We start from the raw sequence: 26,134 nt of genomic DNA on the forward strand, positions 1-26,134 counted from the left end.
ACGTCCTCTGTGATTGACGTCATGCCCTGCATACTCCGGCGTTGCAGCGGCCTTGCCGCGCGGCCAATGAGGATGGGCAGCGGTGCGTCAGTCTCATGAAATAGGGAAACCCCGCCGAGGCGGAGTTTCAGAACGGGATTAACCGGCGGTGGCCGGATTGACCAGCCAGGTGCCGGCGGTGTCGATGCTGAGTTGCTGCCGGCGGAGCCGATCGTTGTGGCGGATCTCCAGCTGATAACGGCCCGGCGCCAGATTCAGGCTGGCGAAGCCGTTTTCGCCCGGCGTTACCTGCTGCGGCTTGCCGTCGAGGCTGACCTGCTCGCCCGGCTGCAGTTTGAAGTACACCAACGCCACTGGCTGCGCGGTCGGCGGCGCTTTTTCTGGTTCCGCCGGCACAGGTTGTGCGGTTTGCGGCGCGCTCGGCTGCTCCGTCAGGGTTTTCTGCGCCGGTGACGCCTCGGTATTTTGGGCCACGGCCTGGGTATCGTCCTTGCCGCCGCTCAGCCAGGCGACGGCGCCGATCACCAGCAGCGCCGCGACGCCGGCGCCGGCCATCATCGGCCGCGAGAATTGGGTGCTGCGCGCGGTAACGGCACCGGCGGCCGCGGCGGCGGCTGCCGGGTTGGCGGCCACCAGCAGGCTCTCCGGCGCGGCGGCCGGGGTGCTGATGATTTCGTTTTCATCGGCGATCGGCAGATGCAACAGCTCGGCCATTTCATCGATGGTCTGCGGGCGGTCTTCCGGCTTCAGCGCCAGCGCGCGGTCGACGGTGCGCAGCAGCTCCGGCGAGTAACCGGCGGGGCGGCGCTCGGCCAGCGGCTGATAGCTGTCTTCGATGCTGCGCACCACGCTGACCGGCGGCGGCGAACCGACGATCAACGTGTGCAGCACGGCGCCCAGCGCGTAGATATCGGTCCACGGCCCCTGTTCGCCGTCGCTGTTTTCGGTGTACTGCTCGATCGGCGCGAAGCCCGGTTTGAGCATGATCTCCGTTTCGTCCGACAGGTTGCCGATCTCTTTACGCGCCGACCCGAAGTCCAGCAGCACCGGCAGCTGGCTCTCCTGGATTTGGATGTTATCCAGCGAAATGTCGCGGTGCAGATAGCCTTCCTGATGGATGGTGTTGATGGCGCTGAACAGCGGCGGCAGCAACCGGCGGATCCACGCCTCGTCGATCTTCTCCGGCTGCTGCGCCTGCAGGTTCTTCAGCGTGGTGCCGCTGTAAAACTGGGTGCCCATGTAGGCGGTGCCGTTCTCTTCCCAGAAGCGCAGTACGTGCAACAGGCCGGGGTGTGAGAAGCGAGCCAGCAGGCGCGCCTCCTGAATAAAGCTGTTCAGCCCGGCCTGGAAGGTTTTGCCGAAGCGCTCGCCGCGCAGCCCGATGCTGAGATCGTCGTTGCGTTTCGCCAGCGAGGTTGGCATGTACTCCTTGATGGCGATGGTGCGTTCCAGTTGATGATCGTAGGCGCGGTAGACGATGCCGAAGCCGCCTTCGCCGATCGCTTCCTGGATCTCGAATTCATTGAATCGATAGCCGCTCGGCAGGCTGTTCGAATTCGGTTTGGTTATCCCGGTTCCCGACATAGTGATGACTCTCTGTGTTCAAAGGGCCGCCGTCTCGGCGGCCGCGGCGTTATGCCTGAAATTGACAAATGAATTCGTGGTTCTGCAGCGCGATATGCAGCTGGCGATAGCGCTGGTCGTTGGCGCTGCCGGTCAGCAGGGTGTGGCTGATCTGCGGCAGCAGGGTGTTGGTCAGGATGGCGTCGACCATGCGGCCACCGGACTCCACCTCGGTGCAGCGGCTGACGATCTGCTCGATGACCGCGTCGTCGAAGGTGCAGACGATGTCGTGATTCTCCGCCAGGCGACGCTGGATGCGCCCCAGCTGCAGGCGCACGATGTTGCCCAGCGTGGCGTCGGTCAGCGGGTAATACGGCACCACCAGCAGGCGGCCGAGCAAGGCGGCCGGGAACACCGACAGCAGCGGCTGGCGCAGCGCGCCGCTCAGCGCCTCCGGTTCCGGCAGCAGCTCCGGATCGCTGCACAGCCCGGCAATCAGATCGGTGCCGACGTTGGAGGTCAGGATGATGATGGTGTTGCGGAAATCGATATGGCGGCCTTCGCCGTCCTCCATCCAGCCCTTGTCGAACACCTGGAAGAAGATTTCATGCACGTCCGGGTGCGCCTTCTCGATTTCGTCCAGCAGCACCACGCTGTATGGGCGGCGGCGCACCGCCTCGGTCAGCACGCCGCCCTCACCGTAGCCGACATAGCCGGGGGGCGCCCCTTTCAGCGTCGAAACGGTGTGCGACTCCTGGAATTCGCTCATGTTGATGGTGATGACGTTCTGCTCGCCGCCGTACAGGGTTTCCGCCAGCGCCAGCGCGGTTTCGGTCTTGCCGACGCCGGACGGCCCGGCCAGCAGGAACACCCCAACCGGCTTGTTCGGATCGTCCAGCCGCGCCCGTGAGGTGCGCACCCGGCGGGCGATCAGATCCAGCGCATGGCGTTGGCCGATCACGCGCTGGTTCAGGGTGTCGGAGAGTTGCAGCACCGCCTCAATCTCGTTTTTCACCATGCGGCCCAGCGGGATGCCGGTCCAGTCGGCCACTACCGCCGCCACGATGTTGGCGTCGACGGCGGCGAAGATCAGCGGCGCTTCGCCCTGCAGCGCGCTCAGCTGCTGCTGCAGTTCGCCCAGTTGGGCGCGCAGCGCGTCGGCGTCAGGGGGCGCCTGCGTTTCTTCGCCGGTAGGCTCCGCTTCCTGCTGGTGCAACTGGGCGCGCAGTGTGATGATCTCTTGGATCAGCGCCAGCTCCTGCTGCCAGCGGTCGGTCAGCTGTTCCAGCTCCTGGCGCAGCGCGGCCAGCTGAGTTTCAATCTCCTGCGGGCGCTGGGGATCGCCGATGCCGACCTTGGCCTCGCGGCGGGCGATATCCAACTCTATCTGCAGCGCATCGATGCGATGGCGGCAGTCTTCGACCTGGGCAGGCTCGGCATGTTGGCTGACCGCCACGCGCGCGCAGGCGGTATCCAACAGCGCCACCGCTTTGTCCGGCAGCTGGCGGGCCGGAATATAGCGATGCGACAGCCGCACTGCAGCGTCCACCGCTTCATCCAGCAGCAGCACGCGGTGGTGTTGTTCCAGCGGGCTGACGGTGCTGCGCAGCATCAGCAGCGCTTTGTCTTCGCTCGGCTCCTGTACCTGGACCACCTGGAAACGTCGGGTGAGCGCCGGGTCTTTCTCGATGTATTTCTTGTATTCCGACCAGGTGGTGGCGCCGATAGTGCGCAGCTGGCCGCGCGCCAGCGCCGGTTTCAGCAGGTTGGCGGCGTCGCCGGTGCCCTGGGCGCCGCCGGCGCCGATCAGGGTGTGAATTTCGTCGATAAACAGAATGATCGGCGTCGGGCTGGACTGCACTTCGTCGATCACCGCCTGCAGCCGTTTTTCAAACTCGCCTTTGACGCCGGCGCCGGCCTGCAGCATGCCGATGTCCAGCAGGCACAGTTTCACGTCGCGCAGCTGCGGCGGCACGTCACCGGCCACGATGCGCAGCGCCAGGCCTTCCACCACCGCGGTTTTTCCGACGCCGGCCTCGCCGGTCAGCAGCGGGTTGTTTTGGCGGCGGCGCATCAGGATATCGATGATTTGCCGGATCTCTTCATCGCGGCCGGCCACCGGGTCGATCTCGCCGTTGCGCGCTCTGGCGGTCAGATCCTGGGCATACTGCGCCAGCACGCTTTCACCGCTGCGCGGCGCGCCGGGCATGGATTCGGCGCTGTTTTCCGCCGGCGCATCCTGGGCGTTTTCCGCCGAGTGAGCGGTGATGACGGCGAACTGCTCCATCAACAGATCGGCGTTGATGCGTTCGAACTGCGGGGAAATGGCCTTCAGCAGATGGCGCAGGCTGTAGGTTTTCAGGATGCCGAGCAGCAGGTGGCCGCCGCGGATGCGCGCCGCGCCGAATTTCAATGAGCCATAGACCCAGGCGCGTTCTACCGCGCTGTCGATGTGCTCGGACAGATCGGAGATGGCGCTGGCGCCGCGCGGCAGGCGATCGAGCGCCTCGACGATGTCGCGCGCCAACTGCGCCTCGTCCAGCGCGAAGTGGCGGACGATCTGCTGCAGATCGCCGTCCGGCGATTGCATCAGCTGATGCAGCCAGTGCGCCAGTTCGACGTAGGGGTTACCGCGCAGCTTGCAAAACGCCGTCGCACTTTCCAGAGAGGTGAATAACAGGCTATCCAGTTTGCCAAATAATACCGAGCGGCTGATTTCAGACATGGTTTTCCTCAGGTCTCAGAGTGGCCTGGCGCCGCAGGGCGCCGGCCGAAATAGGGTCAGAACGGATTTTCCAGCGGTTCAGGGCTGAAGATCAGATCGTCGAGATCGCGTTGCCGCCGATCGTCGGCCAGCCAGCTGCTCAGGCCCAATCGCTGCGCGCCGCCGAGCTGGAGGCCGTGCGCCTGTTCCTTCTCCAGGATCAGGCGCACTTCCCAGACGAACTCGATGCCCAGGTATTGGCGCACCCAGTCGCGCAGCTGCCGGCACAGGTCGGCGCCGGGCAGGAAGCGGTCATAGTCCCGCTGCGGCATCGGCCCCAGCTCGATGCGGAATTTGTGCTGGATATCGCGCACCGCGATGCCGAGAAAAGCCGACTCGCCGAGCCGCGGTGCACCGCGCCCGGCCTTGAGGCGCGCCTGCTCGCGCGGCTCCACCCGCAGCCAGTGCGGCACGTTCTCGACGATGCGCACCGGCACCTTGAAATACTGCTGCAAAATCTTGCTCAGGCCTTCCGGATCGCGACTGTGGCGAATCAGATGACCGGCCATAAAATGTTTGGCGTGGGCGTTGATGCTGTCGCGTTCCTGCTGCGCCGGCTGGCCGATGCCGATCAGGCTCGACAGGTACTCGTCGAAGCGCCGGTTGTCCGGGCGATCCAGCGATACCGTCGGCTGCGCGTCGGCCCAGGCGCGGTAAAACAGCAGCGTCAGCCGGTGATGGAACAGGTTGGTGAACGCCAGCAGGGTGGTGTCCTGGTGGTGATACACCCGTTCGCGCACGTATTCGGTCAGGTGCAGCGGCAGCGGCCCGTTGGGGCCGAACAGACCGAAGCTGAAGATCGAGACGTCGTGCAGCGGGCTGTTGGCGCGCGGCGTCACCTGCGCCAGCGTGGAGGGCGCGAACGACAGCGACGGCTCCTGGCCCAGGCGCAGCATCTCGTGGCGCGGCAGCGGCGCGCGCCCCAGCTGGTAGGGTTGGCCGCCCTGGGCGTCGATACGGCGCAGCAGCTGAAACAGATCGTGCTTGTAAGGCGCGCTGCGCAGCCGCGGCCAGAAGTCGTCCGGCAGGCGATACAGCGCGTTGATCTGCGGCGGCGCCAGTTCGGTGGCGATCATCTCCGCGTTCATATCAGCGTCCTTTTGCCCATGCGCGCCTGCCAGTGGGCGATTTCGCCGCGCTGCTGGCTGGAGAGCGTCATCTCGGTGAAGGTGTTCATCGCCACCAGGCGCGAGAACAGGCGCTCCAGCACGCTGCCGAGCAGATAAGGGCTGTTGCCGGAGAACGCCTGCTCATCGACCGTCAGATCGATGGCGATGCCGCGTGCGAACACGATCGGGCCCGGCTCCGGCACACGCCGATAGACCGGCCGCAGGTTGCAGTGGCGCACGCCCTGGATCTGTTTGGCGATCGCCGGTTCGCTCAGGTTGCCGTACAGCCCCAGCAGCTGGCGCAGGCTGGCGGCGCCCTGTTCCGGATCGCCGTCCATCATGCTGAGGTAGTTCAGCTGCAGCTGACTGATCAGCCGCCAGGTGATCATGCCTTCGGCCAGTGCCGGGCGCGGCGGAGTGGGGCCTTTGCGCAGCGAAACCTGCTTGATCGGGATCGAATCGGGCATCACGAAATTGCCCTGATCCTGTTGCAACAGCATCAACGGCAGGTCGCGGCTGGTGCACAGCACGTCGGCGGTGAGGTATTTCAGATCGCTGTGCCACGGCGATTGCCGCTCGTCCACCAGCGACACGAACACTTCCGAACCGGCATAGCCGGTGCGGGTGCCGTAGCGGCGGGCGTGCTCCGACAGCGTGCGCTGTTCGCGCCGCAGCGAGAAGTAGGCGCCATAGTTGCCGTCGTCCGCGCTCAGGGTGCTGTAAAACGGCCGAAACTCTTGCTCGTAGCGTTTTTCGCTGGCGCTGCCGCCGAGCCGCTGCACCGAGAATACTTCGTAATCCAGCGGCCGGATATTGTCGACCACCAGATGGTATTCGTGGTTTTTTTCGTTGATCGCGATGCGTTCGGCGACCTTCGGAAACAGGTTGATCACCGGCGTGCAGTGCAGCGCCAAATGGGCGGCGTCGACCACCCGCTCCAGCGCGGCGTCGTGCCGATCCAGCAGCACCACGATCTCGAACTGGCGCAGCGCTTTTTTCCCTTCGCGCACGCTCTGCAGCAGCGGGCGCAGGCCGTTGACGCTGAAAAACTGGAAGCGCGCCGGGAAGGCGAAGTACTCCTGCAGCAGCCGGTAGCCTTCAAAGTTGCGCAGGTCGTTGGGCAGCAGCGCCTGTTCGGCGGCGAAGCCCTCCTGCCGCAGCCCGTCCAGCGCCAGCGCCCGCCGCTGCGGCTGCGGTTCCACCGTTTGGCAGACAAGCCCGACGCTGTGCTGCATCAGCAACTCCAGCAGCTGCTGCGCCTGCATGTCCGGCCCGGCCAGGTAAAACATCAGCTGATCCAGCCGCAGGTTGTTGAGCGTTACGCTTTCGTAGCACTCAAGACGAATGCGCAGCGCGCTGACGCAGCCGCTGTGCTGCAGCCCCAGCGAGGCCAGCGGGATATCGGCCGGAATGCCCCCCAGCTCGACGCCGGCGATGCGCACCGGCTGTAGCGTGACGTCATGCGCCGTGGTGTAACTGCAGGTAATGCCGCTTTTCTTCAGCGTCTGGCTGTCCATCATGGTGCCGCGCGGCACCACGAAGCCGTTGCTGATGTCGCCTTTGCTGCTGTCCGGCTGCAGCTCGGCGATCGCCATCGACGGCGTCGGCGACAGGTAGTTGGGGTAGATGATCTCCAGCAAGCGCTGAGAAAAGCGCGGGAACTCGGCGTCCATTTTCAGCTGCACGCGGGAGGTGAGGAAGGCGAAGCCCTCCATCAGACGCTCGATATAAGGGTCCGCCACGTCGATGCCGCGCATGCCGAGACGGCCCGCGACCTTCGGGTACTGTTCGGCGAACTCGGCGCCCATCTCACGCAGATAAGCCAGCTCGCGGTTGTAATAGTCTAACAGTTTACTGTCCATCGCCTTACCCTATGTCTTTCAGATCGAAGTGGCCGTTTTCCAGATCCACGTCGGTACGGAACAGAAACTCCAGCGGATAGGGCACGCACCACAGGCGGCCCTTGATTTCGATCGACAGCACGTTGTGCAGCTCCAGCGAGCCGGTGTCCGAGATGCAGCGCACCTGCAGCCCCTCGGGCAAAATACGCGGTTCGAAATGGAGAATGGACTCGGTCAGCGCGCGCTGAATGTCGAGCCATTCGATATCCGACATGCGCTTGCCCGCCAGCGAGGCGATGCCGTAATTCAGCGTGGAGCGCCGTACCTGCGGAAAGTCGCCGAGATCCAGATTGGACTCGCTGTTGACGCAGTTGAACAGCCACTGCAGATCGCGCAGCACCCGGCGGCGCAGCTCGCTGTGTGACACCAGGTTGCGCACCTGCGCCTCCTGTTTTTTCTGCGGTTCGTCATCGGTCAGCATGTCGAGCAACACCGGCTGCATTTTGTCGCGCGACGTCAGGCGTTCGCTGTCCTGACGATAGCGATAGCCCTGGCGGCGCAGATCGCCGCCGTCGTAGTGGGGTGGGCGCTTATCGTTCATGTTCAGGCGCTCGCGTCGAAGCTCAGCTGCCGCAGGCTGTGCAGCGGGAATTCGTCGCTTTCGCTGAGCCAGGTCTTCAGGCCCAGCCCCGCATAGTGGATGCCGTCGCCCAGCGGTTGCCATTCGGTGCGTTTGCCGAGCAGCAGCGCGTCGTCGCTGCCTTCGGCCAGCGGATAACGGGCGGGCAGTTGGCACACCTGTTCGCGGCCGTCGGTGAGGCGCACCAGCGCGTGGCTCCACACCAGATCGATGGCGCTCTGTGGCGCCTGGAACTGGATCGCGGCGATGTCGGCAAACGGCAGCCAGTAGTAAACGCCGTTCAGCGCCAGCTCGCACACTGGCCCGAGGCGGCCGTCACCGTCGGTCAGCCAGTCGAAGCTCAACTGCCGTTCTTGGTCGCCTTCGGCCAGCGTTAACCGCCCGGTGCCGGCCGGGGCGGCCTCCAGCGCTTCGTCACGCAGCGCCTGGGCCTGTTCGGCCGCGCCTTGCGCATCCTGATGCAGCGCCTGCACCATCAGTTTCAGCCAGGGCTGATCCTGCCGCAGCAGCGCCGGCGCAGCCGTACCGGCGAACACCGCCTGGCGTTGCAGCTCGGCGTTGACCGACTGCATCAGCAGCAGCGTGGTCGGTTGGGCGATCGGTTTCAGCGCCTGCCAGGATTTCAGCTGCGCGTTTGCGCGCGTCCAGTTGCCGCTCAGGCACAGCAGTTGCACCAGCGCGGCGCGCAGGTCGGCATCCGCCGGTTTTCCCTTGATCTCGTTTTCGACGGCGGTGATGGCCGCGCCGATCGACTGGCCTTGCAGCATGCTTGCTAATGATTTCACAGGCTTTCCTTATAATCAGTGAGTGGCGCCGTTAACCGACAGGTAGCTGCCGCTGGCGGGATCGACCCGGTCTGCGGCCAGCTTTTCCACCAGCTTGAAGGTCAGCGGAGCGGGGGCGCTCAGCAGCGGTTGCCAGGCGGTTTGCGCCTGCTGCAGGCGCTGTTTGACCTTGTTCTCGTCGGCGGCGTCGATGCGCGGCATTTCAACGATCGCTTCGCCATTGAACGCCCAAGCGTGCAGCTTCGGTTCGAAGCTCAGCAGCAGGAAGCTGCCCGGTGCCTGCGGGTTACCGCCCAGAACCAGCCGTTGGGCGTTGGCGCTGACGACGGTCAGCGCGCGATCGCCGCCGTTGATCTGCGCCAGCGGATAGCCCTGCAGGAACCACAATGTCGGCGAGAGGGTTTGGCCGCCCTGTTGTAGCGTGACCGCGCCGCCGCCCTGCAGCCAGCCGTCCTCGCCGCAGCGCAGCGCGTCGCCGGCGGGAATGAACAGCGCGCCGCCGTTGGCGTCGTCATGCCAGAAGGTGCGGAAGTGGCAGCCCTGCGGCAGGTTGAAACGCTGAGGCGGCGCGGTGTCCGCCTGTGGAGAGGTCACGGCGACCGCCGCAGGGATCGCCGGCTGCGGCGGGGCTTCCGGCTGCTCGACGGCCTCCTGTTTGACCACCGGTTTCCAGCCGCGCGCTTTGGCGGCTTCGCCGCTGGCCAGCTTTTCACCGCGCTTGTCGGTCAGCGTCCAGGGCAGGTGGCCGGCTTTCGGGCACTGCTTTTCCAACAGATTGCCGACGCGCGGCAGAAAGTCGTTCAGCACCGCCGGATCTTTGCCTTGCGCCGAGACGATGCGCAGCGGAATGCTCTTGCCGCACCAGCTTTCGGGATTGCTGTTTTTGACGTCATCGATAAACACTTCCAGCTTCTGGCTGGGGGAGTAAACCAGGCGATAGTTCATCGCCTGCGCGGTCGGTACCGCCATCAGGGCGACGAGCCCCGGCATCCAATATTTCATAGTGAACCTTGCTGTGAATGTGCGCTGCTCAGTCGCGGCTCAGAAACCGCTCCGCATCCGCCAGCGAATGCAGCAGGGTGGTTTCCTGCGGTGAGCCAATCCAGACGGCGATAGCGCTGTAGTTATCGCTGTTATTGTTTTTCTTCCATGCCTGCTGCATCAGGGCGATCCACTCGCTGGGGGAGTTGACCATGTGCAGCGACTGTTCCAGTTCGGCCTGGCTGAAGCTGTGCCAGAAGCCGTCGGTGCACAGCAGGAAAACGTCGCCGTCTTCCAGCTGCAGCACGTCACTGTAGGTGGCGTCGCGCTCTTCGTTCAGCCCCAGCGCGAAATACAATAGGTTGCTGTTGATGCCGTTGGTCTGATAGCCGGCGTCCTGCATCTGCTGGATCAGGCTGTGGTCGGTGGTGACGGCATGCAGGTAGCCGCGGCGGAACAGGTACAGGCGGCTGTCGCCGGCGTGCGCCCAGTAGGCCAGCTGGTAATCGCGATCGATAAACAGGCTGACCAGCGTGGTGCCCATCTTGCTGTATTCGTCCGACTGCCGCTGCTGCTGGTGGATGGCGGCGTTGGCGCGCGTAATGTGCTGGCGAATACTTTGGGCGTTCAGGTGCTTTTCGCCGTCGAAGTTATGCAAAATGGTGTCGCGCGCCAGTTTGGCGGCGATATCGCCGCCCGGAAAGCCGGCGATGCCGTCGCACACCACGAAGCAGGCGGCGCGGTTGCCGAGCACCTCGCCGGTCTGATCCTGGTTGGAGGCGCGGCCGCCCTGGTTGGAGGTAGAGGCTATGGTGATATTCATTACGCGTCCGGTTTGGTCTGTGAGTCTTTGTATTGATTCACTTCAACGTCATAGGCGTGCAGGAAGGCTTCGCCGAACAGGGTGTGGAAATCGTCCTCGATCTCGCCGGAGGTTTGCTGATAGTTCTTCACGAAGTAGTCCCACAGCGCAGCCTTGCGGTTGGCGGGCAGCGACAGGCGCGGCGCCACGCCTTCCTTGCGCGCTTCCTCTTCGAGGCGCTCCGGGTTGAACGACTGCAGCATGGCGGCAATGATGGCGCGAATACCGGCGATCATCCCCAACTGGTGCGCCTGCAGGTCGATCAGTGCGTCGCGCACCGCCTGCTCCGGCGGCATAAAGCCCGGCATCTGGCTGCCGAACATCTGCATCAGCACCGTTTTGCCCGAAGGCAGCAGCTTGAACGGGTTGTTGGCCTCGTCGAGGATCATGGTCATCTCGGCCTTCACGCCGCGCTTGAGGATCGAGCGGGATGAAAGCAGGGCGACGGTGCCTTGCGAGAACAGGCTCAGCAGGCGGCCGGCCTGGCGGATCTGCCGTTCGTCGAAATGCGGCTGCGGCTGCAGATCGTCGAGGCCGATGCCTTGCAACAGCGCCGTCAGCAACGGCCCTTCCAATGCGTCGCCATTCGGCGCGGCGGCGTGTTGCCGCTGGGCGGACTGGTAGGCGATCGGATCGATGCCCAGGCGGTTGCCCTGGCGCGGGCGCGGCGGCTGCGCGGGCGGTTCCGGCTGGCTGAACTGCGGCGCGGGTTGGGGGGGCGGCTCGGGCATCTGCACGGGCGGCGGCGTCGGCTGTGGGCGCGGCGCTTGCGGTTGTGCGGCGATCGGCGGCGGAGACGGCGGTGTGGGCAGCTGTACCGGCTCCTCCGGCTGAGCCAGCGGCACGGCGCCGCCCATCAGCAGCCCCAGCGGATCGTTGCTGTTTAGCGTCTCGGGCGAAGCGGGCGCAGATGAACCGCCGAACAGCGCCAGCGGGTCCAGCTCCTGCTCCGGTTGCTGCGCATTCTGAGCCGGGGTTGCCGGCCGCGCTGGCGCAGCCTGTTCCGCCAGCAGCGCGCTGGGGGTGGTGTCGGCCAGAATGTGTTCGCGCTCAAAGGTGGTGTCGGTGTTGAACAGCGCCGCCGGATCGGTTTGCTGCTGCTGCAGCTGGCGCAGATCGACCTCGCCTGCCAGCTGCGCCAGCGGATCGGCCGGGTTCAGCTCGTGAGCAGGGGTATCCAGCAGCGGGTGGCTGCCTGGATTGGCGACCGGCGGCGGGGTGACGGCGGCCGGCGCATTCGGGGTAAATTCTTCCACCAGGCTGTCCCAGATTTCGTTGGGGATGGGCGCGGCGGATTTTTCTTTGGCGGCGGCTGCAGGGGCCGCAGCAGCGGCAACGGCGGCGGCCTTGGCCACCGGTTGAGCCTGTGGCGCGGCGTGCTGCTGCAGCGCGCTGACTTCAATCTGGTAATCGTCGATGCCGAGCACGTCGCCGTCCTGCAGTTCAACCTGGCGGCCGCGTTCCAGCGGAATGTCATTCAGCAGCACACGGGTAACGTTGCCGCGGTTGGTGATGCGGCATTCGCCGTCAGCGGAAATATGCACAATCGCCTGCAGGCGGGAAATGGCGCGCTCTTCGTCCGGCAGCACCAGGTTGTTGTCCACGCTGCGGCCGATGGTGCCGCCCGGCGGCAGAAAATCGCAACTGCTCTGCGGCGGAACCTGGCCGCTTTTATTTTTTACAATGGAAAATCGCATAAGGCATTCCTGCTGATAAGATCTTATGGCTAGACAGTGGAACTCAATAACGGGATGAATTCGACTTTATTTCTTTCCTAAGAGAGATCTTTGAACGTGAGTGACTAAATTTTTTTGGTTAACGCATTATATGGTCGAAAACTTCAATGTAATAACGTGAGGCTGTATGTGTCAGGTGATGCCTTTGCTATTGCTCTCATTATTCTTACCCTTTCTCTTGTAATAGAGATTAGTCGGTAGTTGAGACAAGTAAATTAGGGCGAAGATAATACTGGCGTACCATACCTCGTCATAATCTTGGAATTTTATATTGAGCATTGAATCCAGTATCTCAGAGCCATAGTTAAATATTAAACCTTGGGTGATGCTTGCAAATAAATTTACTATGGTAACTACTACAAAAAGAGAGTAAGACTTTTTATTGTTAACTTTTTGTTTTAGGTGATACAGCCCGACAAAAACTATGACTGACAGTAAAAAGTATAAAAATACAAATGAGTAAGAGTAGGTGGAAAGCGTGACGTCATTGATCACTGTTTTTCCCTTATCCCAATGCTCTAAAATCCCATATGGTTTGTACTGAGTAATAGAAAGCCAAGAAATATTTTCCCAATGACTGATGGTTAATGGTGCTGGTATATTTTCAAGCAATAAATTATAAGTGATAAAAATGTAGTTAATTTGAGGCTGATGGCTACAAAAAAATGAATTCTATCACTGCGACTACTACTTTGAGTAACGTTTAAAAATGGCTTTAGCTTCACTGGCGTTCTGCAGTGAAAGACAATCTAAAGTGTGGTAAGTCCCTTGAACTGAGCCTTGGCTATTTTTATTTGCGTACTGTTCAGCCAGTTTTTCACCTTGTTCGAATGCATCCATCGGCAGTTTACTCAACTCTAAATAGGCGGAAGCGGAACGGAAGGCGTCTTGCTTGGTTCTTTCTGAGTCAGTGGACTTCCCAATGCAGCGGCTGGTTAACCAATTTTTATATAGTGCCTCTTGCGATAAAGCATTGAGCGAGTTTTCAGCAAGGACTACATGGCTTCCGAGCAGCAGAGACATTAAAAAGTACGTGTATCTTCTCATCCGAGATAACCTTTGATATGAGCCGTCGTTTGAGCAACTCTGATATCAGTTGTCGTCTTTCCCTTGGTACTTCTTGATGATGGCTTGCAAAGCTTGGCTATGTACAAGATCGATGCACTTGGCCATCGTCATCGGCTCCCCAGACATGCTGTCATAGTGCTTTGCCAGAAATTCTTTTGCCAGCGCCCTGACAGCGGTATGCGCTTCCAGAGAATAATCGCCGAACTCCATGTAACCCCTGGCGGCGGCGGCGGCATCGTTTTTGACTTCTTTTGCGGAGTACCCCTCGGCGATACAAACGCTAAGCGCGTAGTTTTTGAGGTACTCTTCGGGGGTATAGGTTTCTTTGGCTTGAGCCGATTGAATACATACCAAAAATATCATGCTTGCAACACACAGGGGTTTTATTTTAGTAACCATATAGATGCCTCGCTGGATTTTGGAAAGTAACAATGATCTGAGCAGGTTGTACCGTTCCATAATGTTGCGTGTCCGCTGGCATCATTCCATCCTGGAACAGTGAAAACCAATATCCCTTTGTCTTTTGAAAAGTCACTGGGGGTAGGGTTTTTTATCGTTTTATCAGGTTTACCGAATTTATAGCTCAAGAAGTTAATAATATCTCTGACACGATAAATGTACCAATTTTTATCTTTGCCTGAAACGGTCTTCCATGCTCCTCGTTCAACTTTAAAACCAGAGTAATTGAGCGTGTAACTCATGCGTATTGCGCAGGCATTGGTGAATCCTTGCAATGGATCATTGACGCCAAGCTCAATATTAACACCTACATTTCCACCGATCTTTTTGCCAACATCAGTAATATCTACGTTTATTTCGCTAAATCGTTGCCACGCTTGCTGGAATGAAGGGCGACTCATTATAACGTCCTCTGTTGATAGATGCCCCTAATCAGGGGCATCTTTGCGGGAAGATTAAGCTTCGCGGTTTTCCTTGATGTTCCAACCTGCGCTGCTTTCGGCGCCTTTGCCGCCTTTGTCGCTCTGCTCCCAGTATTGCTGTTTCACTTTCGCCGCCTGGAAGGAGTAGGTGACGCCCACGGTATCTTCGCCGCCTGCACCGGTGTACTGCACGGCGGTGACCAGCACGTCTTCCAGGGTGATTTTTGCGTATTCCACCTGGCTACCACCCGCCTTACAAACCGACAGCTCAATCTTGGTCAGGTGTTTGCCGCTTGAGCAGTGTTTCAGCAAGGCCGGGGTTGACTTGTCGATCAGCGCGTTGACGTGCAGATCGTTGAAGCACACTTTGCCGGCGCCACCGCCGCCGCCAACGCCCATATTGCCCGGTTGAGAAGCGCCCCAGGAGAAAGAAGTAATGTCGGTCCAGCCTTTGTGATTCGAATCTTTGGATTCGCCGCTGGCACCTTCAACTTTCAGGAACATATCAATAGCCATAGTTTCTTCACTCTTTATTAAGGGTTAACAGTAGTATTAACGTTACGTTGAAAAACTCAGGTAATAGCAGCAGGAATTGCAAGTGTGGTAATGCATTACCAATTTATATCCTTGTGCCATGCACCTTCTTAAATACCGAAAACTATCGGTACGGGTTACCGAGCCATTATTAAAGTGATAATGGCTCAATGCTTAATTATTTCGCGTTATCTTGATTCCACGTGCGATCTGGGTTGCCTGCTATGAGCTGTCGGGAAAGCTTGTCCAATTCAGGGCTATGGTACAACCGCAGGCAGTTTAAGGTGACACCTTGACTCTTGTCTTTAGTTTCGCTGTGAAACTCATTGATTCTGGATTTATATTTGTCGATGAGAACATTGATTTTCTCATCACCTGATTCGATATCGAATGGCATCCATTCTCTCATCGCATTCGCCGTTCTGGCCGCATCAAGAGAGAATGCTTTATCCGAATCGGAGACCTGTGCCAGGCAGCGTGACAATGCCAGTTCTTTTACGACCAGGTGATAAGGCATCTGTTTGATAAATGCCACCGGATCTTGAATGTCCTTGGCGAGCGATGACTGCGAGAGCCCCAACAGGGTAGTTGCCAATCCGATTGTGATTAACTTATTCATGGCAACTCCCAAAAATTGGCTCGCGGAGTAGAGTAATTGGTTCCGGGCTCATTGAAATAGCAATGATCTGAACAACTGGTTCCGTTCCAGAAAGTGGCGTGCCCGCCCGCGTTTCCCCAACCTGATACTTCAAAAAGTATTAATCCTTTTTTGTTGGCCAGTTGCGTAACAGGTAATTGAGGGTAATTAACAATCATGTCAGGTTTTCCCCACGTTTTAGTCAGGTAGGGAATCAAATCCCGCACGCGGAAAAAGTACCATTTTTTATCTGCGCCTGAGACGGTTAACTGACCTATTCTGGGAACCGGATGGCCTGTGTAATTGAGCACGTAACTCATCCTTACGGCACAGCTGTTTTCCCAGCCACCTGATTCGACGGGTATCTCAAAGTTTCGTTTTACGGCACCGCCAATCGTATTTTTAACTTTTCCCAGAGGATCGTTTGGGTCGTAAATATTTTTAGCTGCAGTCCAGGCAGCCAGAAAACGGGGTCTTGTTCCCATGATTTACCTCCATGTTTTATTTATCAGGCCGCACTATCGCGGCCTGACTGCAGTCCATCAGGACGCGTCGTTTTGCTTCAGCGAAGGCAGCTTCGACACCAGGCGCAGGGAGACGGTCAGGCCTTCCAGCTGGTAGTGCGGGCGCAGGAAGAACTTGGCGCTGTAATAGCCCGGGTTGTCTTCGATCTCTTCCACCTGCACTTCCGCCGCGGCCAGCGGTTTGCGTGACTTGGTTTCCTGCGAGGAGTTGGCCGGATCGCCGTCCACGTAGTTCATGATCCAGTCGTTCAGCCAGCGTTCCATGTCGTCGCGCTCGCGGAAGGAGCCAATTTTGTCGCGCACGATGCACTTCAGGTAGTGCGCGAAGCGACAGCAGGCGAACAGGTACGGCAGGCGCGCGGAAAGCTGGGCGTTGGCGGAGGCGTCGGCATCGTAGTATTCCGCCGGCTTCTGCAGCGACTGTGCGCCGATAAAGGCAGCGAAGTCGGAGTTTTTGCGGTGCACCAGCGGCATAAAGCCGTTTTTGGCCAGCTCGGCTTCGCGGCGATCGCTGATGGCGATCTCGGTCGGGCACTTCATGTCCACGCCGCCGTCGTCGCTCGGGAAGGTGTGGCACGGCAGGTTTTCCACCGCGCCGCCGGATTCGACCCCGCGAATGGCGGTGCACCAGCCGAACTCTTTGAACGAACGGTTGATGTTGGCGGCCATGGCGTAGGCGGCGTTGGTCCAGGTGTAATTGCCGTGGGTCGCGCCGTCGGTTTCTTCTTCGAAGTCAAACTCGTCCACCGGGTTGGTGCGGATGCCGTAGGGCAGGCGCGCCAGGAAGCGCGGCATCACCAGGCCCAGGTAGCGCGCATCTTCCGACTCGCGCAGGCTGCGCCAGGCGGCGTACTCGGTGTTCTGGAAGATCTTGGTCAGATCGCGCGGGTTGGACAGCTCCTGCCAGGACTCCATCTGCATCACGCTCGGCGCGGTGCCGGCGATGAACGGGCAGTGCGAGGCGGCGCCGATCTTGGCCATTTCCCCCAGCAGCTCCACGTCCTGCGGGCTGTGATCGAAGTAGTAGTCGCCCACTAGGCAGCCGAACGGCTCGCCGCCGAACTGGCCATACTCTTCTTCGTAGACTTTCTTGAAGATCGGGCTCTGGTCCCAGCCCACGCCTTTATAGCGCTTCAGCGTGCGGCCCAGCTCCTGCTTGGAAATGCTCATAAAGCGGATCTTCAGCATCTCGTCGGTTTCGGAGTTGTTGACCAGATAATGCAGGCCGTGCCAGGCGCCTTCCAGCTTCTGGAAGTCGTCGTGGTGAATGATCTGGTTGATCTGCTGCGACAGCTTTTCGTCGATTTCCGCGATCAGCGCCTGAATGGTGCGGTAGGCGTCGGAAGAGACGGTGACGGTGTTTTCCAGCGCCTGTTGCGCCAGGGTTTTCACCGCGTTCTCGACCGCTTCTTTGGCCTGATCGGTCTTCGGCCGGAACTCTTTGTTCAACAGCGCGCTGAATTCATCGCTGGAAAAAGTCTCGGTGGTCTGCAACGCATTGTGTTGCTGAGGCGAGTTGCTCATCGATTAATCCTCACGCTCGTTGTTGTCATCGTTAACCGCCGGCTTCGGCGCGTCGGTCAGGGATTGCAGCAGCGCCGGGTTTTGCAGGATCTTGGAGATCAGTTCTTCGGCGCCGTTCTTGCCGTCCATATAAGACAGCAGGTTGGAAAGCTGGGTGCGGGCGTCCAGCAGATTGCCCAGCGAGTCGACCTTGCGGGCGATAGCGGCGGGGGAGAAGTCTTCCATGCTTTCGAAGGTCAGATCGATGTTCAGCTTGCCTTCGCCGGTCAGGGTGTTATCGACCTGATAAGCGACGCGCGGCTTCAGTGATTTCATGCGCTCGTCGAAGTTGTCGACGTCGATCTCCATGAATTTGCGTTCTTCCACGCTGGCTTGCGGATCGACCGCTTTCCCCACCAGATCCGCCATCACGCCCATCACGAACGGCAGCTGGATTTTGCGCTCTGCGCCATAAATTTCGACATCGTATTCAATCTGTACGCGCGGCGCGCGGTTGCGGGCGATGAATTTCTGCCCGCTGCGGGATTTCGAGTTTGACATGATTTACTCCATCTAATGGCGATTGGGAACGCGCCTCGTCCGGCTGGGAGAGTCAGGTTCTGATTCGAGTCTGCGCCGGGGCAGACGGTATCGGGTGTCGTCAAGAGAACAAAAGTCGGCGGCTAGCTGTTCTCCTCGTTGTTGGGGCGACCGAGAATGGTCTCCAGTTGGTTAAGCCCATCGGGCGCCAAATCGCGGACGATTTGCATAAAGTCCAGCGTAATCAGCCGCTGGACCCGATCGATCATCAGCGGCGCCGGGTGGCTCGGCTCATGAAGACGAAAATAATTTTTCACCTTGTCCAGCATCAGCTGGGCGTCGTCGCGCGACTGGATCTGCGCGCTGCGCCAGTTGAGCGGTGCCGTGGCGCTTTGCATCGCAGCCGGTTGCTGCAGGATGGCGGCGTCTGGCGGGGCTTCGGGTTCGGCGGCGGTCGGGGCATCGCTCTGGCCGGCGAGCGCCACCAGAGAAAATACCTTGGTCAGCGCGCTCATTTCCGGCAGGGCGCTTTCCCCCAGATGGCGGGTCACTTCACTGCGAATGGCGCCCAGGGTGTTGGCGATGTGGATCACCAGTGCGCCTTCGGGGCGGCCCTGCTGCGCCAGCTCATCCTGCAGCCGTGCGCGGCCGCCGGGAAAGTTGGGGCACTCTTGCTTGCTGCCGTCGAGCAGGGCGCCGGCGTCGCGCAGCGAGATTTCACCGGCGGCGCTTTTCAGCAGCGGCGCAGTGCGCACGCTGGCGGCCAACGCGGCTTTGTCGCCGAGGTCGGCCAACGCATTGATGCGAAACAGCGGGTCGGCTTCGCCGTCGAACGTCAATGCCGGCTGCAGGGCATCCCAGTAACGGAGTATCGACTGGTGGATCAGCGTCAGCCCGTCGGCGTAGCCCGGCAACCCGCGCAGCTGGGTCCAGGCGCGGGTGAGGTACAGCATGACGCGCAGGTCTTTGGTGCGCGCCAGCAGCGAGGTCGCGAGGCGTTCGACCTGCACCCAATCCGGCGCTTCTTCCGGAATGATGGTGCTGCCGAACTGCTGTTCGGCCTTGCCGGTGGCGGCGCGCGCCATGGCCAGAAAGTCGGCGTCGTATTCCAGGTTGTCGCCGCAGGGATTGTCCGCGTCAACCGGGGCCAGCAGGGTATCGGTGTCGATAGCCATAGAATTTCCTTCAACGAACGATGTTAATCAAACATTTGCGGGTACTGGCCACCGCGGCCGGGGCGCGCCCAACCGTTGGGCTCGAACAGCAGTGAAAACAGCTGCACGGTGAGGTTGCCGCTGTGCACGTGAGTGTAGAGCGGGTGTCCGTCGGCCTGATTGGTCCACCAGAAGCTGGTGTACTGCGCCGGGTCGAAACAGTCGGCGGCCTGTTGCCAGCCGAGACCCGGCACGTCCGGATGCTGAAAACCGATAATCGACAATATCTCGGAATCCGCTTCCGCCGGCGGGCTGGGCAGCGCCGGGATTGCCTGCAGCGTGCGGTCGATCTGTTCGGCGGAGAAGCCGTTGCGCACGCCGTTCAGCAGGGTATGGCCGAGCTGCTGGTACCAGCTCGCCGCCATGTTCAGCTGTTGCGGGCGCCATTCTTGCAGGCTGAACAGGCGCAGCGCGCAGATCGGGTAGCGCCGCCCGACGCGATCGCGCGCCGGCAACAGGCAGCCCATCTGCACGTACGGGCTGCCGAGCGTGGCGGGGATCACGAAGTTCCACACCGGCGCGTTGCTGAACGGGTGGCCGTTTGGCCCCTGCGCATCGCGCTGCAAATTCACCAGCCCGTTATGGAACCAGTGGGCCCAGTTATTGACCACCGGATCGGGCAGGCGGCGCTGCAGAAAATCGCCGGCGGAAGGAAGTTTGCCGTACCAGCCGAGGCTCGTCGGGGCGCTTGAATCAGTGCTCATGGTCATGTCCTTTCGGGGCTACGGGCACGAGAAGGCCGGCAGTTGGAACGGATTGCGGATGCTGTTGGGCGTGAACTCCAGCGTGACGCGATGGCCGTCGAGATTAAACGTCGCCTGGCGGCCGAGGCCGCCGGTGCCCGAGGATTGCGCCATGTCCACCAGGCGGTTCAGCGCCCATGGCCCGCTGGTCACCAGACTGGCGGTGGTGCCGTTGGCCAGCGCCAGCTGCAAATGCACCTGGTTGGTATTGCGTGTGCCCGGCCAACTGACCACCAGCGGCACCTGTGGGCCGTGGCTGTATTTGAACAGCTGCCCGTCGATATCCAACGTCAGGTTGAGGATGTCGTTATCCATCCGCACCGGCCGCACGGTCACGCGGTAGGAGGGCGTTGCCGTGCCGTTGGCGAAGAAGGCGTCGCGGATGCGCTGCGCCTGCTGGAACGAACGCAGGATGCCTTCGCCGCCGGGCAGCGTTTTACCGTCCACGCCGGGGGTGAAACGCCAGTTGGCGCGGGTGGTATCGACCTTGCCCTGCAGGTTGTCGCGGAAGAAGCTGTCCATCAGCCCGCTGTTCGGCGCGAACATGCGTGCCAGATCGTCCGGCGTCACGTCCTGGCGCGCCCGGGCCACCAGCGGATAGCGGCCGGCGATCGCCTGGCGGCAGAAGCTGCCGACCTCGAAGCTGATACGCTTTTTCACGTTCTCCATCTCTTTGCGCTGGGTGTCGCTGCTGGCGCCGATCGCCAGCGACAGCAGCATCTGTTTGAACGGCACCGGCAGACGGCCGGATTCGGCCTGCAGGCGCGGGATGATGTCGCTCGGCGGCGCCGACATGCCGCTGTTGGCCGCACCCTGCACCGCGGTCAGATAGCTGTACAGCTCATCGACCTGCTTCAGCACGCTGTCGAAAGGGATCGCCTTATTGCCTTCGCCCTGGCTTTGCGCCAGCTCCAGCAGCGGCGCGAAGTGCGCCATCACCAGCTGTTCCGGCTGGGCCGACACGTCACCGTCGGCGTTGGCCGGTCGGTTAGTGAACAGTGCTTCCAGCGTGCGGTTGGCGTTTTGATTCAGCCTGTCTTCGGTTTTGGCCAGCAGCGAGCGGGAGTCGCCGTCGCTTTTCTCGTCGCGCAGGGTGACGTTTTTGCTGACGTTGACCAGCAGGTTGCGCATCGGCGACGGGTTGCCGGACAGCAGGCGCGCGCTGCTGATGCGCTGGGTCAGGTTGCCGATGTTGGCCAGTTGGATATCTCCCAGCAGCGCATCCCAGGCGCTGATGAAGTCCTGCATGTACAGCTGGCGGATGGTCTTGGTCAGATCGGCGCTTTTCTGCTCCGGCGTCTGGCTGTTCAACACCCAGACGTCTTCCTTGCGCAGGGTGTCGGTCACCGGGTCGATGTTGTCGTTGAACGCTTTCCAGTACCCTTGTGAGGTGAACAGACCCGGCACGCCGTCGGTCACCGGTTTGCCGCTTTTGCGGCTGAACGCCAGTTCGGTCTGCGGGCCGGCCAAATCGACCAGGCTGACCGGCTTGATGTCGGTCTGTTTCAGCAGCAGGCGCTTGAGGCGGCCATAGACGCGCTGCGACAGCGGCGCCCGATTGATGGCGGCCTGCGCTTGCGCCACCAGCTGTTCATCTTTGGCGTAAGGCGAGGCCTGGATCTGCGCATCCAGCAGCTGGCTCAGGTGCCATTCGATCTGCTGCAGCTGTTTCTGCGTGCTGCCCTGCGGCAGGTTGCGTTGCAGGTTGAGCATCACCCAGGCGCGCAGGAATTTGCCGTCGTACTGCTTTGGCAGATACAGCATCTGATAGGCCTTCAGCGCTTCGTAGCTGAAGTCCGCGTCGCCGTGGTTGTCGTTGCGCAGCGTGGTGGCGATCTGCTGCGCCACCTGCGGCAGCAGCAGTTCTTTCAGCGCTTTTTGGTACAACGCATTGCCGGCGTCGCCCACCTGATCGCCGCGGAACAGCCCCATGCGGTAGGTGAACGGCGGATCGTCCAGTGAAAAGTTCTGGCTGTCCGGCAGATGCAGCAGGCTGTTGAGGAACGGCAGCAGCGAGAACATGTCGCCGTTGCCCAATTGCGTCAGGCTTTGCCCCTGGCGCTCGACGCCGGGCACCTTGGCGGCCACTTCCGCCAGATAGGCCTTGTTGTTGCCGTAGCTGGTGAACCAGAGCATCGCCAGCACCGCCAGGATCACCGCCAGCGCGATGTACCCCGCCCAGTGCAGGGCGCGATTGCGGTATTCCCACCAGCGGTTGCTGCCCGCCAGCCCGGATTCCTGGAAGACCACCGATTCCAGCGTCTCTTTCAGGAAGAAGCTCTGGCCTTTGGCCGCCGGGATCGGCGCTTCCTGGCCCACGCTGTCCCAGGCCGCGTTGGCCTGCGCCCCTGAGTTGGCCGTCGGCAGCTGCAGGTAGCGGTTCAGCTCGCCCATCACCCGGTCGAACGGCAGGCCTTCCTGCGTGCCGCTGGTGAAATAGATGCCGCGCGGGGTAAAGCGGGTTTCAAAACTGGAGGTGGCGAACACCTGTTCCAGGTATTGGCTCAGCAGCGGGCGCAGCGCGGCGAACTCCTGCGGGAACAGGTAGCTTTCGGCGCGCTGGCGCGCGTCGTGCTCCATCAGCAGCGTATCCGGCAGCGCCGCGTCCAGCCGCTGTTGCAGCAGGGCGTATTGCTGTTCGAAGGCGGCGTTCAGATTGAAGTCCGGCTGCCGCGAGCGCTCGTAAGGGAAGGTGAATCCCCAGATCTGGTCGCGCTGCGCTTTGTCGAAGCTGCCGAAGTAGGCCATAAAGCCGTTGAGCAGGTCGGTTTTGGTCACCAGCACATAGACCGGGAAGTGAATGCCCAGCTGTTCGTGCAGTTCGATCAGGCGTTTGCGCAGTGCGCTGGCCTGAGCGCTGCGTGCTTCGGCGCTGTCGCTCAGCAGATCGGCGACGCTGATGGTCACCATCACGCCGTTGATCGGCTGGCGGGTGCGGTATTTTTTCAGCAGCGCGACGAAGCTTTGCCACTCGCCGGCATCTTCTTCGCGCTGGCTTTCCTGGGTGGTGTAGCGGCCGGCGGTGTCGAGCAGCACGGCGTCGTTGGTAAACCACCAGTCGCAGTTGCGGGTGCCGCCCACGCCGCGCAGCGCGGCTTTGCCGAAGCGATCCGCCAGCGGGAAGTGCAGGCCGGAGTTGACCAGCGCGGTGGTTTTACCGGCGCCGGGCGCGCCGATGATCACATACCACGGCAGCTGGTACAGATATTGGCGGCTGAAGCGGGTCATCCAGCGATGTTTGCCGTCGCCCTGGCCCGGTGCGAAGCGCGCCTTTTTCAGCAGCTGCGCCGCTTCGTCGAAGCGCTGCGCCAGCTGATCGTCTTGTTTGATCTCGGGCTTGCCGTCTTCCGCCGGCACCGCTTCGGCGGCGCGCAGATTGCTCAGCAGGCGACTGTTGAACCAGGCGCTGTAGAGGCGCGGGATCAGGCGGCACAGGAACCAGATCAGGTAGATAACGCCGATGGCGATCTGGCGGTTGAGTTCCGGCTCCAGCGGGCGATAGTCGCCGATGGCCACCAGCGGGCCGATCGTCCAGATGATGAACGCCAGCGCGGTGATGCCGACAAAGCCCCACAGCAGGCGGCTGGTGATGATGGAGAATAACGTACTGAGCATTACTTTCCGGTTCCTTGCGGCAAGCCGTTGATTTCCGCCTGGGTGTTTTCCGGGGCGACCAACAGCGTAATTTCTACCCGGCGGTTCAACGCACGGTTCACTTTGTTATCGTTCGACGCAACGGGGTTGCTATCGCCGCGGCCCTCGGCCTTGACCCGCTGCGGGTTGGCGAGGTGTTTTTGCAAGCGGGCGCTGACCGCTTCGGCGCGCGCCAGCGACAGCTCCCAGTTGGAGGCGAAACGGGCGCTGCGGATCGGCACGTTGTCGCTGTAGCCGGTGACCAGGATCTTGCCGCTGACGCCGTTCATGGCGGCGGCGATGCGGTCGATGACCGGAATATAGTTGGCGCGCACCGTGGTGGCCGCGGAGTCGAACAGCCCGTCGCCTTTGAGGATCACCACGCTTTGCTGCGCTTCATCCCGCACCACCACCAACCCTTCGGCGATCTCTTTGCGCAGGAAACTTTTCAGGCTCAGCGTCGGCGGTGCGGCCGGCGCCGGGTTACCGATCGCCACCTGCGGCAGATTGGTTTGGTAAATTGCCGCCAGCACCGGGCTGGTGTTATCGCCCAGCCGCCAGTTGAGGGCGATGAACAGCAGCGAAGCCAGGAAGCCGGTCAGCGCCACGCAGGCCCACAGCGGCACCAGCGGCCGCCACAGCTTCTGCTGCACCGGCAGATCCAGCGCATGAGGCGACAGGGGCGGGGCGTAGCCGCCGCGCACCGTCCGGATCAGCTGCAGCAGGCGCTGCTTCATGGTTTCCAGCTGCGATCGGCCGTTTTCCATCACCCGGTAGCGGCCTTCAAAGCCCAGCAGCAGGCAATAATTGATCAGCTCCAGCAGGTTGATGTGCTCGCGCGGGCTTTGCGACAGCTTGGCCAGCAGCTGGAAAAACTTCTCGCCGCCCCAGGTTTCGTTATGGAAGGTCACCAGCAGCCCGCTGCCGGACCACACGCTGTTGCTGCCCCACGGGGTCAGCGCCGCCGCTTCATCCAGCGCGGTGCACAGGCAATAACGCGCGCCGATGATCACTTCGTACGGCAGGTTGGCGCGTTGGCCACGGATCTCGAAGCGGCGCATTTCGTCGATCAGCTGTTGGCGCAGCTGCGCCGGGTTGGCGTGCGTGGCCGACTGGCGGATCTGCGAAATGGCGTTCAGCAGCGGGTTGGCGGCATCTACCAGCGGGTTGGCCGCCGGCGCCGTGCTATTTTCCTGAGTCATAGGTTACCGGTCCGTATGGCTGCGAATCGCCCAAAATTCCATGTCCAGCCCCGGGAATTCGCCGGCCAGGTGCAGGGCGAAGGCGCTGGATTTTTCCATCTGTTTCCACAGGTCGCCGCCTTTTTCCAGCTCGAAGTAGGTGTAGCCGGCGTGATAGGGGATCTGGCGCGGCGCAGCGGGCATGGTGCGCAGACCGATGCCCGGCAGCTGCAGCTGCACCAGATCGCGGATGCGCGTGACCGGGGCGATCTTCATCTGCGCCGGGAAATGGGTCAGCAACACCTCGGCGGCCACGTCGGCGCGCACCGCCAGCACGAAGCCGAAATCGCGCATCATTTTGGCGTCCTGCACGGTGGCGACGTTCAGCCCGTGGGAGCGTTCGACCAGCGTCAGCTGAATGGCGTTGTCTTCCAGCACCACCGACAGCCCCTGACGCAGCAACAGCATCAGCTTGCCGAAGCACAGCGCCAGATTGTCGTGGTCATACACCGGCAGGCGGCCTTCCGGGGTGCGCTGCGCCGAGAAGCTGGCGAGCTCGGTGGCGAACTGCAGCCAATCGGCGAACAGGCGCTCCGGGTGCAGATGGTCGAGGTGGTAGGCGTGGCTCACCTGGCCAAGATGGCGATTGATCAGCTGCAGCAGCATGAAATCGACCATTTCGGAACTGCCGCCGCGGCCCGGCTGCAGCAGGCGCTGGCTCATCTGCTGGCTGCGCTGTTGCAGCAGGCCCTGCAGATCGTTGATGAAGGTCTTCAGTACCGGGTTGCCCTGGCAGTTCAGCATCGGCGGGATCTGCGCGGTATCGAGGCGCAGGCTGTTGTCGCCGCGTTTTTCCAGCACGCGGGTCACGCCGAGCGCGGTCCATTCGGCGTTGAGTTCGCTCTCCAGCATCAGCCGCAGGCGCAGGCGGCCGAACTGCAGCGCCGCGCTGCCCACCGAGACGGCGTTGAGATCGTCGACTTCGTTCTCGTAAGCCAGATAGCGCGCCAGCGCCTCCGGGCTTTCCTGAAAGATCACGTCTTCACGCCCCGCGCGATAGGTCGGCAGGGCCAGCACCACGTTTTCACCGGTCTTGTTTTCGGCGATGGTCAGCGGCGCGGGTGCCTGCTGGGCGCCGGCGAAGCGAAACGGCGTGCCGTCCGGCATGATGCCGCTGGCGGCGTTGAGCGCAATCTTGCCCTGGCGCAGCAGCGTTTGGTCCAGATCCAGGGTCAGGAACCCCCAGAAACAGCCGCTGTGGGCCTGGCCCCAGTTGCGCATATAGCCTTCGAGATAGTTTTCCGCCTGCTGGAAATGGTGAGGGCGCAAAAACATCCCCTCAGTCCAGACAACCTTATGAGCATCTTTCATCATCACACCTATAGTTACTTCGCT

22 protein-coding genes are annotated in these 26,134 nt (G+C 61.4%); all 22 read right to left on the minus strand.

The window, feature by feature from the left end; all coding sequences use genetic code 11:
• Positions 1-138 precede the first annotated feature (138 nt).
• Complete coding sequence (locus FHU12_RS06120) at positions 139-1,584, minus strand: serine/threonine protein kinase (protein ID WP_141968098.1); 1,446 nt, start codon at positions 1,582-1,584, stop codon at positions 139-141.
• Between the two features lie 49 nt (positions 1,585-1,633).
• Complete coding sequence (gene tssH / locus FHU12_RS06125) at positions 1,634-4,288, minus strand: type VI secretion system ATPase TssH (RefSeq protein WP_141968100.1); 2,655 nt, start codon at positions 4,286-4,288, stop codon at positions 1,634-1,636.
• Between the two features lie 56 nt (positions 4,289-4,344).
• Positions 4,345-5,415, minus strand: a complete 1,071-nt coding sequence (gene tssG, locus FHU12_RS06130) for a type VI secretion system baseplate subunit TssG (RefSeq protein WP_141968102.1) — start codon at positions 5,413-5,415, stop codon at positions 4,345-4,347.
• Positions 5,412-7,298: a type VI secretion system baseplate subunit TssF gene (tssF, locus tag FHU12_RS06135; protein ID WP_141968104.1), complete on the minus strand. Its 1,887-nt coding sequence runs from the start codon at positions 7,296-7,298 to the stop codon at positions 5,412-5,414. Before tssF ends, tssG begins: the two co-directional genes overlap by 4 nt.
• Before the next feature lie 4 nt (positions 7,299-7,302).
• Positions 7,303-7,878, minus strand: coding sequence for a type VI secretion system baseplate subunit TssE (locus FHU12_RS06140; RefSeq protein WP_038876749.1), 576 nt, complete (start codon positions 7,876-7,878; stop codon positions 7,303-7,305).
• Between the two features lie 2 nt (positions 7,879-7,880).
• Positions 7,881-8,702 (minus strand): type VI secretion system accessory protein TagJ, encoded by an 822-nt coding sequence (locus tag FHU12_RS06145; protein ID WP_311770106.1) that lies wholly within the window; start codon positions 8,700-8,702, stop codon positions 7,881-7,883.
• Positions 8,703-8,717: 15 nt separating this feature from the next.
• Positions 8,718-9,704 carry a type VI secretion system-associated protein gene (locus tag FHU12_RS06150; protein ID WP_141968106.1) on the minus strand — a complete coding sequence of 329 codons (987 nt, stop codon included), beginning with the start codon at positions 9,702-9,704 and terminating at the stop codon, positions 8,718-8,720.
• A 28-nt stretch (positions 9,705-9,732) separates the two neighbouring features.
• Positions 9,733-10,506, minus strand: coding sequence for a PP2C family protein-serine/threonine phosphatase (locus FHU12_RS06155; protein WP_038876757.1), 774 nt, complete (start codon positions 10,504-10,506; stop codon positions 9,733-9,735).
• The gene (tagH, locus tag FHU12_RS06160) at positions 10,506-12,242 is read right to left on the minus strand and encodes a type VI secretion system-associated FHA domain protein TagH (RefSeq protein ID WP_141968108.1); all 1,737 of its coding nucleotides are present in this window, start codon (positions 12,240-12,242) and stop codon (positions 10,506-10,508) included. Before tagH ends, FHU12_RS06155 begins: the two co-directional genes overlap by 1 nt.
• Positions 12,243-12,968: 726 nt before the next feature.
• Positions 12,969-13,304 carry a T6SS amidase immunity protein Tai4 family protein gene (locus tag FHU12_RS06170; protein WP_237730909.1) on the minus strand — a complete coding sequence of 112 codons (336 nt, stop codon included), beginning with the start codon at positions 13,302-13,304 and terminating at the stop codon, positions 12,969-12,971.
• A 69-nt stretch (positions 13,305-13,373) separates the two neighbouring features.
• The gene (locus tag FHU12_RS06175) at positions 13,374-13,712 is read right to left on the minus strand and encodes a T6SS amidase immunity protein Tai4 family protein (RefSeq protein ID WP_237731017.1); all 339 of its coding nucleotides are present in this window, start codon (positions 13,710-13,712) and stop codon (positions 13,374-13,376) included.
• A 20-nt stretch (positions 13,713-13,732) separates the two neighbouring features.
• Complete coding sequence (locus tag FHU12_RS06180; RefSeq protein ID WP_141968115.1) at positions 13,733-14,212, minus strand: type VI secretion system amidase effector protein Tae4; 480 nt, start codon at positions 14,210-14,212, stop codon at positions 13,733-13,735.
• A gap of 51 nt (positions 14,213-14,263) precedes the next feature.
• Positions 14,264-14,746, minus strand: a complete 483-nt coding sequence (locus FHU12_RS06185) for an Hcp family type VI secretion system effector (RefSeq protein WP_038876771.1) — start codon at positions 14,744-14,746, stop codon at positions 14,264-14,266.
• Positions 14,747-14,942: 196 nt separating this feature from the next.
• The gene (locus FHU12_RS06190; protein ID WP_141968117.1) at positions 14,943-15,383 is read right to left on the minus strand and encodes a T6SS amidase immunity protein Tai4 family protein; all 441 of its coding nucleotides are present in this window, start codon (positions 15,381-15,383) and stop codon (positions 14,943-14,945) included.
• On the minus strand, positions 15,380-15,886 hold the full coding sequence (locus FHU12_RS06195) for a type VI secretion system amidase effector protein Tae4 (protein WP_141968119.1): 507 nt from the start codon (positions 15,884-15,886) through the stop codon (positions 15,380-15,382). Before FHU12_RS06195 ends, FHU12_RS06190 begins: the two co-directional genes overlap by 4 nt.
• A 57-nt stretch (positions 15,887-15,943) precedes the next feature.
• Positions 15,944-17,449, minus strand: coding sequence for a type VI secretion system contractile sheath large subunit (gene tssC, locus FHU12_RS06200; RefSeq protein ID WP_122016288.1), 1,506 nt, complete (start codon positions 17,447-17,449; stop codon positions 15,944-15,946).
• A 3-nt stretch (positions 17,450-17,452) separates the two neighbouring features.
• On the minus strand, positions 17,453-17,989 hold the full coding sequence (tssB, locus tag FHU12_RS06205) for a type VI secretion system contractile sheath small subunit (RefSeq protein ID WP_047730442.1): 537 nt from the start codon (positions 17,987-17,989) through the stop codon (positions 17,453-17,455).
• A 122-nt stretch (positions 17,990-18,111) separates the two neighbouring features.
• The gene (tssA, locus tag FHU12_RS06210; RefSeq protein ID WP_141968121.1) at positions 18,112-19,143 is read right to left on the minus strand and encodes a type VI secretion system protein TssA; all 1,032 of its coding nucleotides are present in this window, start codon (positions 19,141-19,143) and stop codon (positions 18,112-18,114) included.
• Between the two features lie 23 nt (positions 19,144-19,166).
• A complete protein-coding gene (tagF, locus tag FHU12_RS06215; RefSeq protein ID WP_038876781.1) occupies positions 19,167-19,886 on the minus strand; it encodes a type VI secretion system-associated protein TagF in 720 nt (239 codons plus the stop codon).
• 18 nt (positions 19,887-19,904) lie between these two features.
• A complete protein-coding gene (gene tssM / locus FHU12_RS06220) occupies positions 19,905-23,540 on the minus strand; it encodes a type VI secretion system membrane subunit TssM (RefSeq protein ID WP_141968123.1) in 3,636 nt (1,211 codons plus the stop codon).
• Positions 23,540-24,760 carry a DotU family type VI secretion system protein gene (locus FHU12_RS06225; protein WP_141968125.1) on the minus strand — a complete coding sequence of 407 codons (1,221 nt, stop codon included), beginning with the start codon at positions 24,758-24,760 and terminating at the stop codon, positions 23,540-23,542. The genes tssM and FHU12_RS06225 overlap by 1 nt, the downstream gene beginning before the upstream one ends.
• 3 nt (positions 24,761-24,763) lie before the next feature.
• Complete coding sequence (tssK, locus tag FHU12_RS06230; RefSeq protein ID WP_033638522.1) at positions 24,764-26,110, minus strand: type VI secretion system baseplate subunit TssK; 1,347 nt, start codon at positions 26,108-26,110, stop codon at positions 24,764-24,766.
• Positions 26,111-26,134 lie beyond the last annotated feature (24 nt).

Source organism: Serratia marcescens (genome assembly GCF_006715005.1).
Lineage (GTDB): Bacteria > Pseudomonadota > Gammaproteobacteria > Enterobacterales > Enterobacteriaceae > Serratia > Serratia montpellierensis.

Coding starts and splice junctions, on each gene's coding strand:
- FHU12_RS06150 (WP_141968106.1), bottom strand. CDS start 9,704: ATGAAATATTGGATGCCGGGGCTCGTCGCCCTGATGGCGGTACCGACC.
- FHU12_RS06170 (WP_237730909.1), bottom strand. CDS start 13,304: ATGTCTCTGCTGCTCGGAAGCCATGTAGTCCTTGCTGAAAACTCGCTC.
- tssK (WP_033638522.1), bottom strand. CDS start 26,110: ATGAAAGATGCTCATAAGGTTGTCTGGACTGAGGGGATGTTTTTGCGC.
- tagF (WP_038876781.1), bottom strand. CDS start 19,886: ATGAGCACTGATTCAAGCGCCCCGACGAGCCTCGGCTGGTACGGCAAA.
- FHU12_RS06190 (WP_141968117.1), bottom strand. CDS start 15,383: ATGAATAAGTTAATCACAATCGGATTGGCAACTACCCTGTTGGGGCTC.
- tssC (WP_122016288.1), bottom strand. CDS start 17,449: ATGAGCAACTCGCCTCAGCAACACAATGCGTTGCAGACCACCGAGACT.
- FHU12_RS06225 (WP_141968125.1), bottom strand. CDS start 24,760: ATGACTCAGGAAAATAGCACGGCGCCGGCGGCCAACCCGCTGGTAGAT.
- tssA (WP_141968121.1), bottom strand. CDS start 19,143: ATGGCTATCGACACCGATACCCTGCTGGCCCCGGTTGACGCGGACAAT.
- tssG (WP_141968102.1), bottom strand. CDS start 5,415: ATGAACGCGGAGATGATCGCCACCGAACTGGCGCCGCCGCAGATCAAC.
- tssF (WP_141968104.1), bottom strand. CDS start 7,298: ATGGACAGTAAACTGTTAGACTATTACAACCGCGAGCTGGCTTATCTG.
- FHU12_RS06155 (WP_038876757.1), bottom strand. CDS start 10,506: ATGAATATCACCATAGCCTCTACCTCCAACCAGGGCGGCCGCGCCTCC.
- FHU12_RS06140 (WP_038876749.1), bottom strand. CDS start 7,878: ATGAACGATAAGCGCCCACCCCACTACGACGGCGGCGATCTGCGCCGC.
- tagH (WP_141968108.1), bottom strand. CDS start 12,242: ATGCGATTTTCCATTGTAAAAAATAAAAGCGGCCAGGTTCCGCCGCAG.
- FHU12_RS06120 (WP_141968098.1), bottom strand. CDS start 1,584: ATGTCGGGAACCGGGATAACCAAACCGAATTCGAACAGCCTGCCGAGC.
- tssM (WP_141968123.1), bottom strand. CDS start 23,540: ATGCTCAGTACGTTATTCTCCATCATCACCAGCCGCCTGCTGTGGGGC.
- FHU12_RS06175 (WP_237731017.1), bottom strand. CDS start 13,712: ATGATATTTTTGGTATGTATTCAATCGGCTCAAGCCAAAGAAACCTAT.
- FHU12_RS06185 (WP_038876771.1), bottom strand. CDS start 14,746: ATGGCTATTGATATGTTCCTGAAAGTTGAAGGTGCCAGCGGCGAATCC.
- FHU12_RS06195 (WP_141968119.1), bottom strand. CDS start 15,886: ATGGGAACAAGACCCCGTTTTCTGGCTGCCTGGACTGCAGCTAAAAAT.
- tssH (WP_141968100.1), bottom strand. CDS start 4,288: ATGTCTGAAATCAGCCGCTCGGTATTATTTGGCAAACTGGATAGCCTG.
- tssB (WP_047730442.1), bottom strand. CDS start 17,989: ATGTCAAACTCGAAATCCCGCAGCGGGCAGAAATTCATCGCCCGCAAC.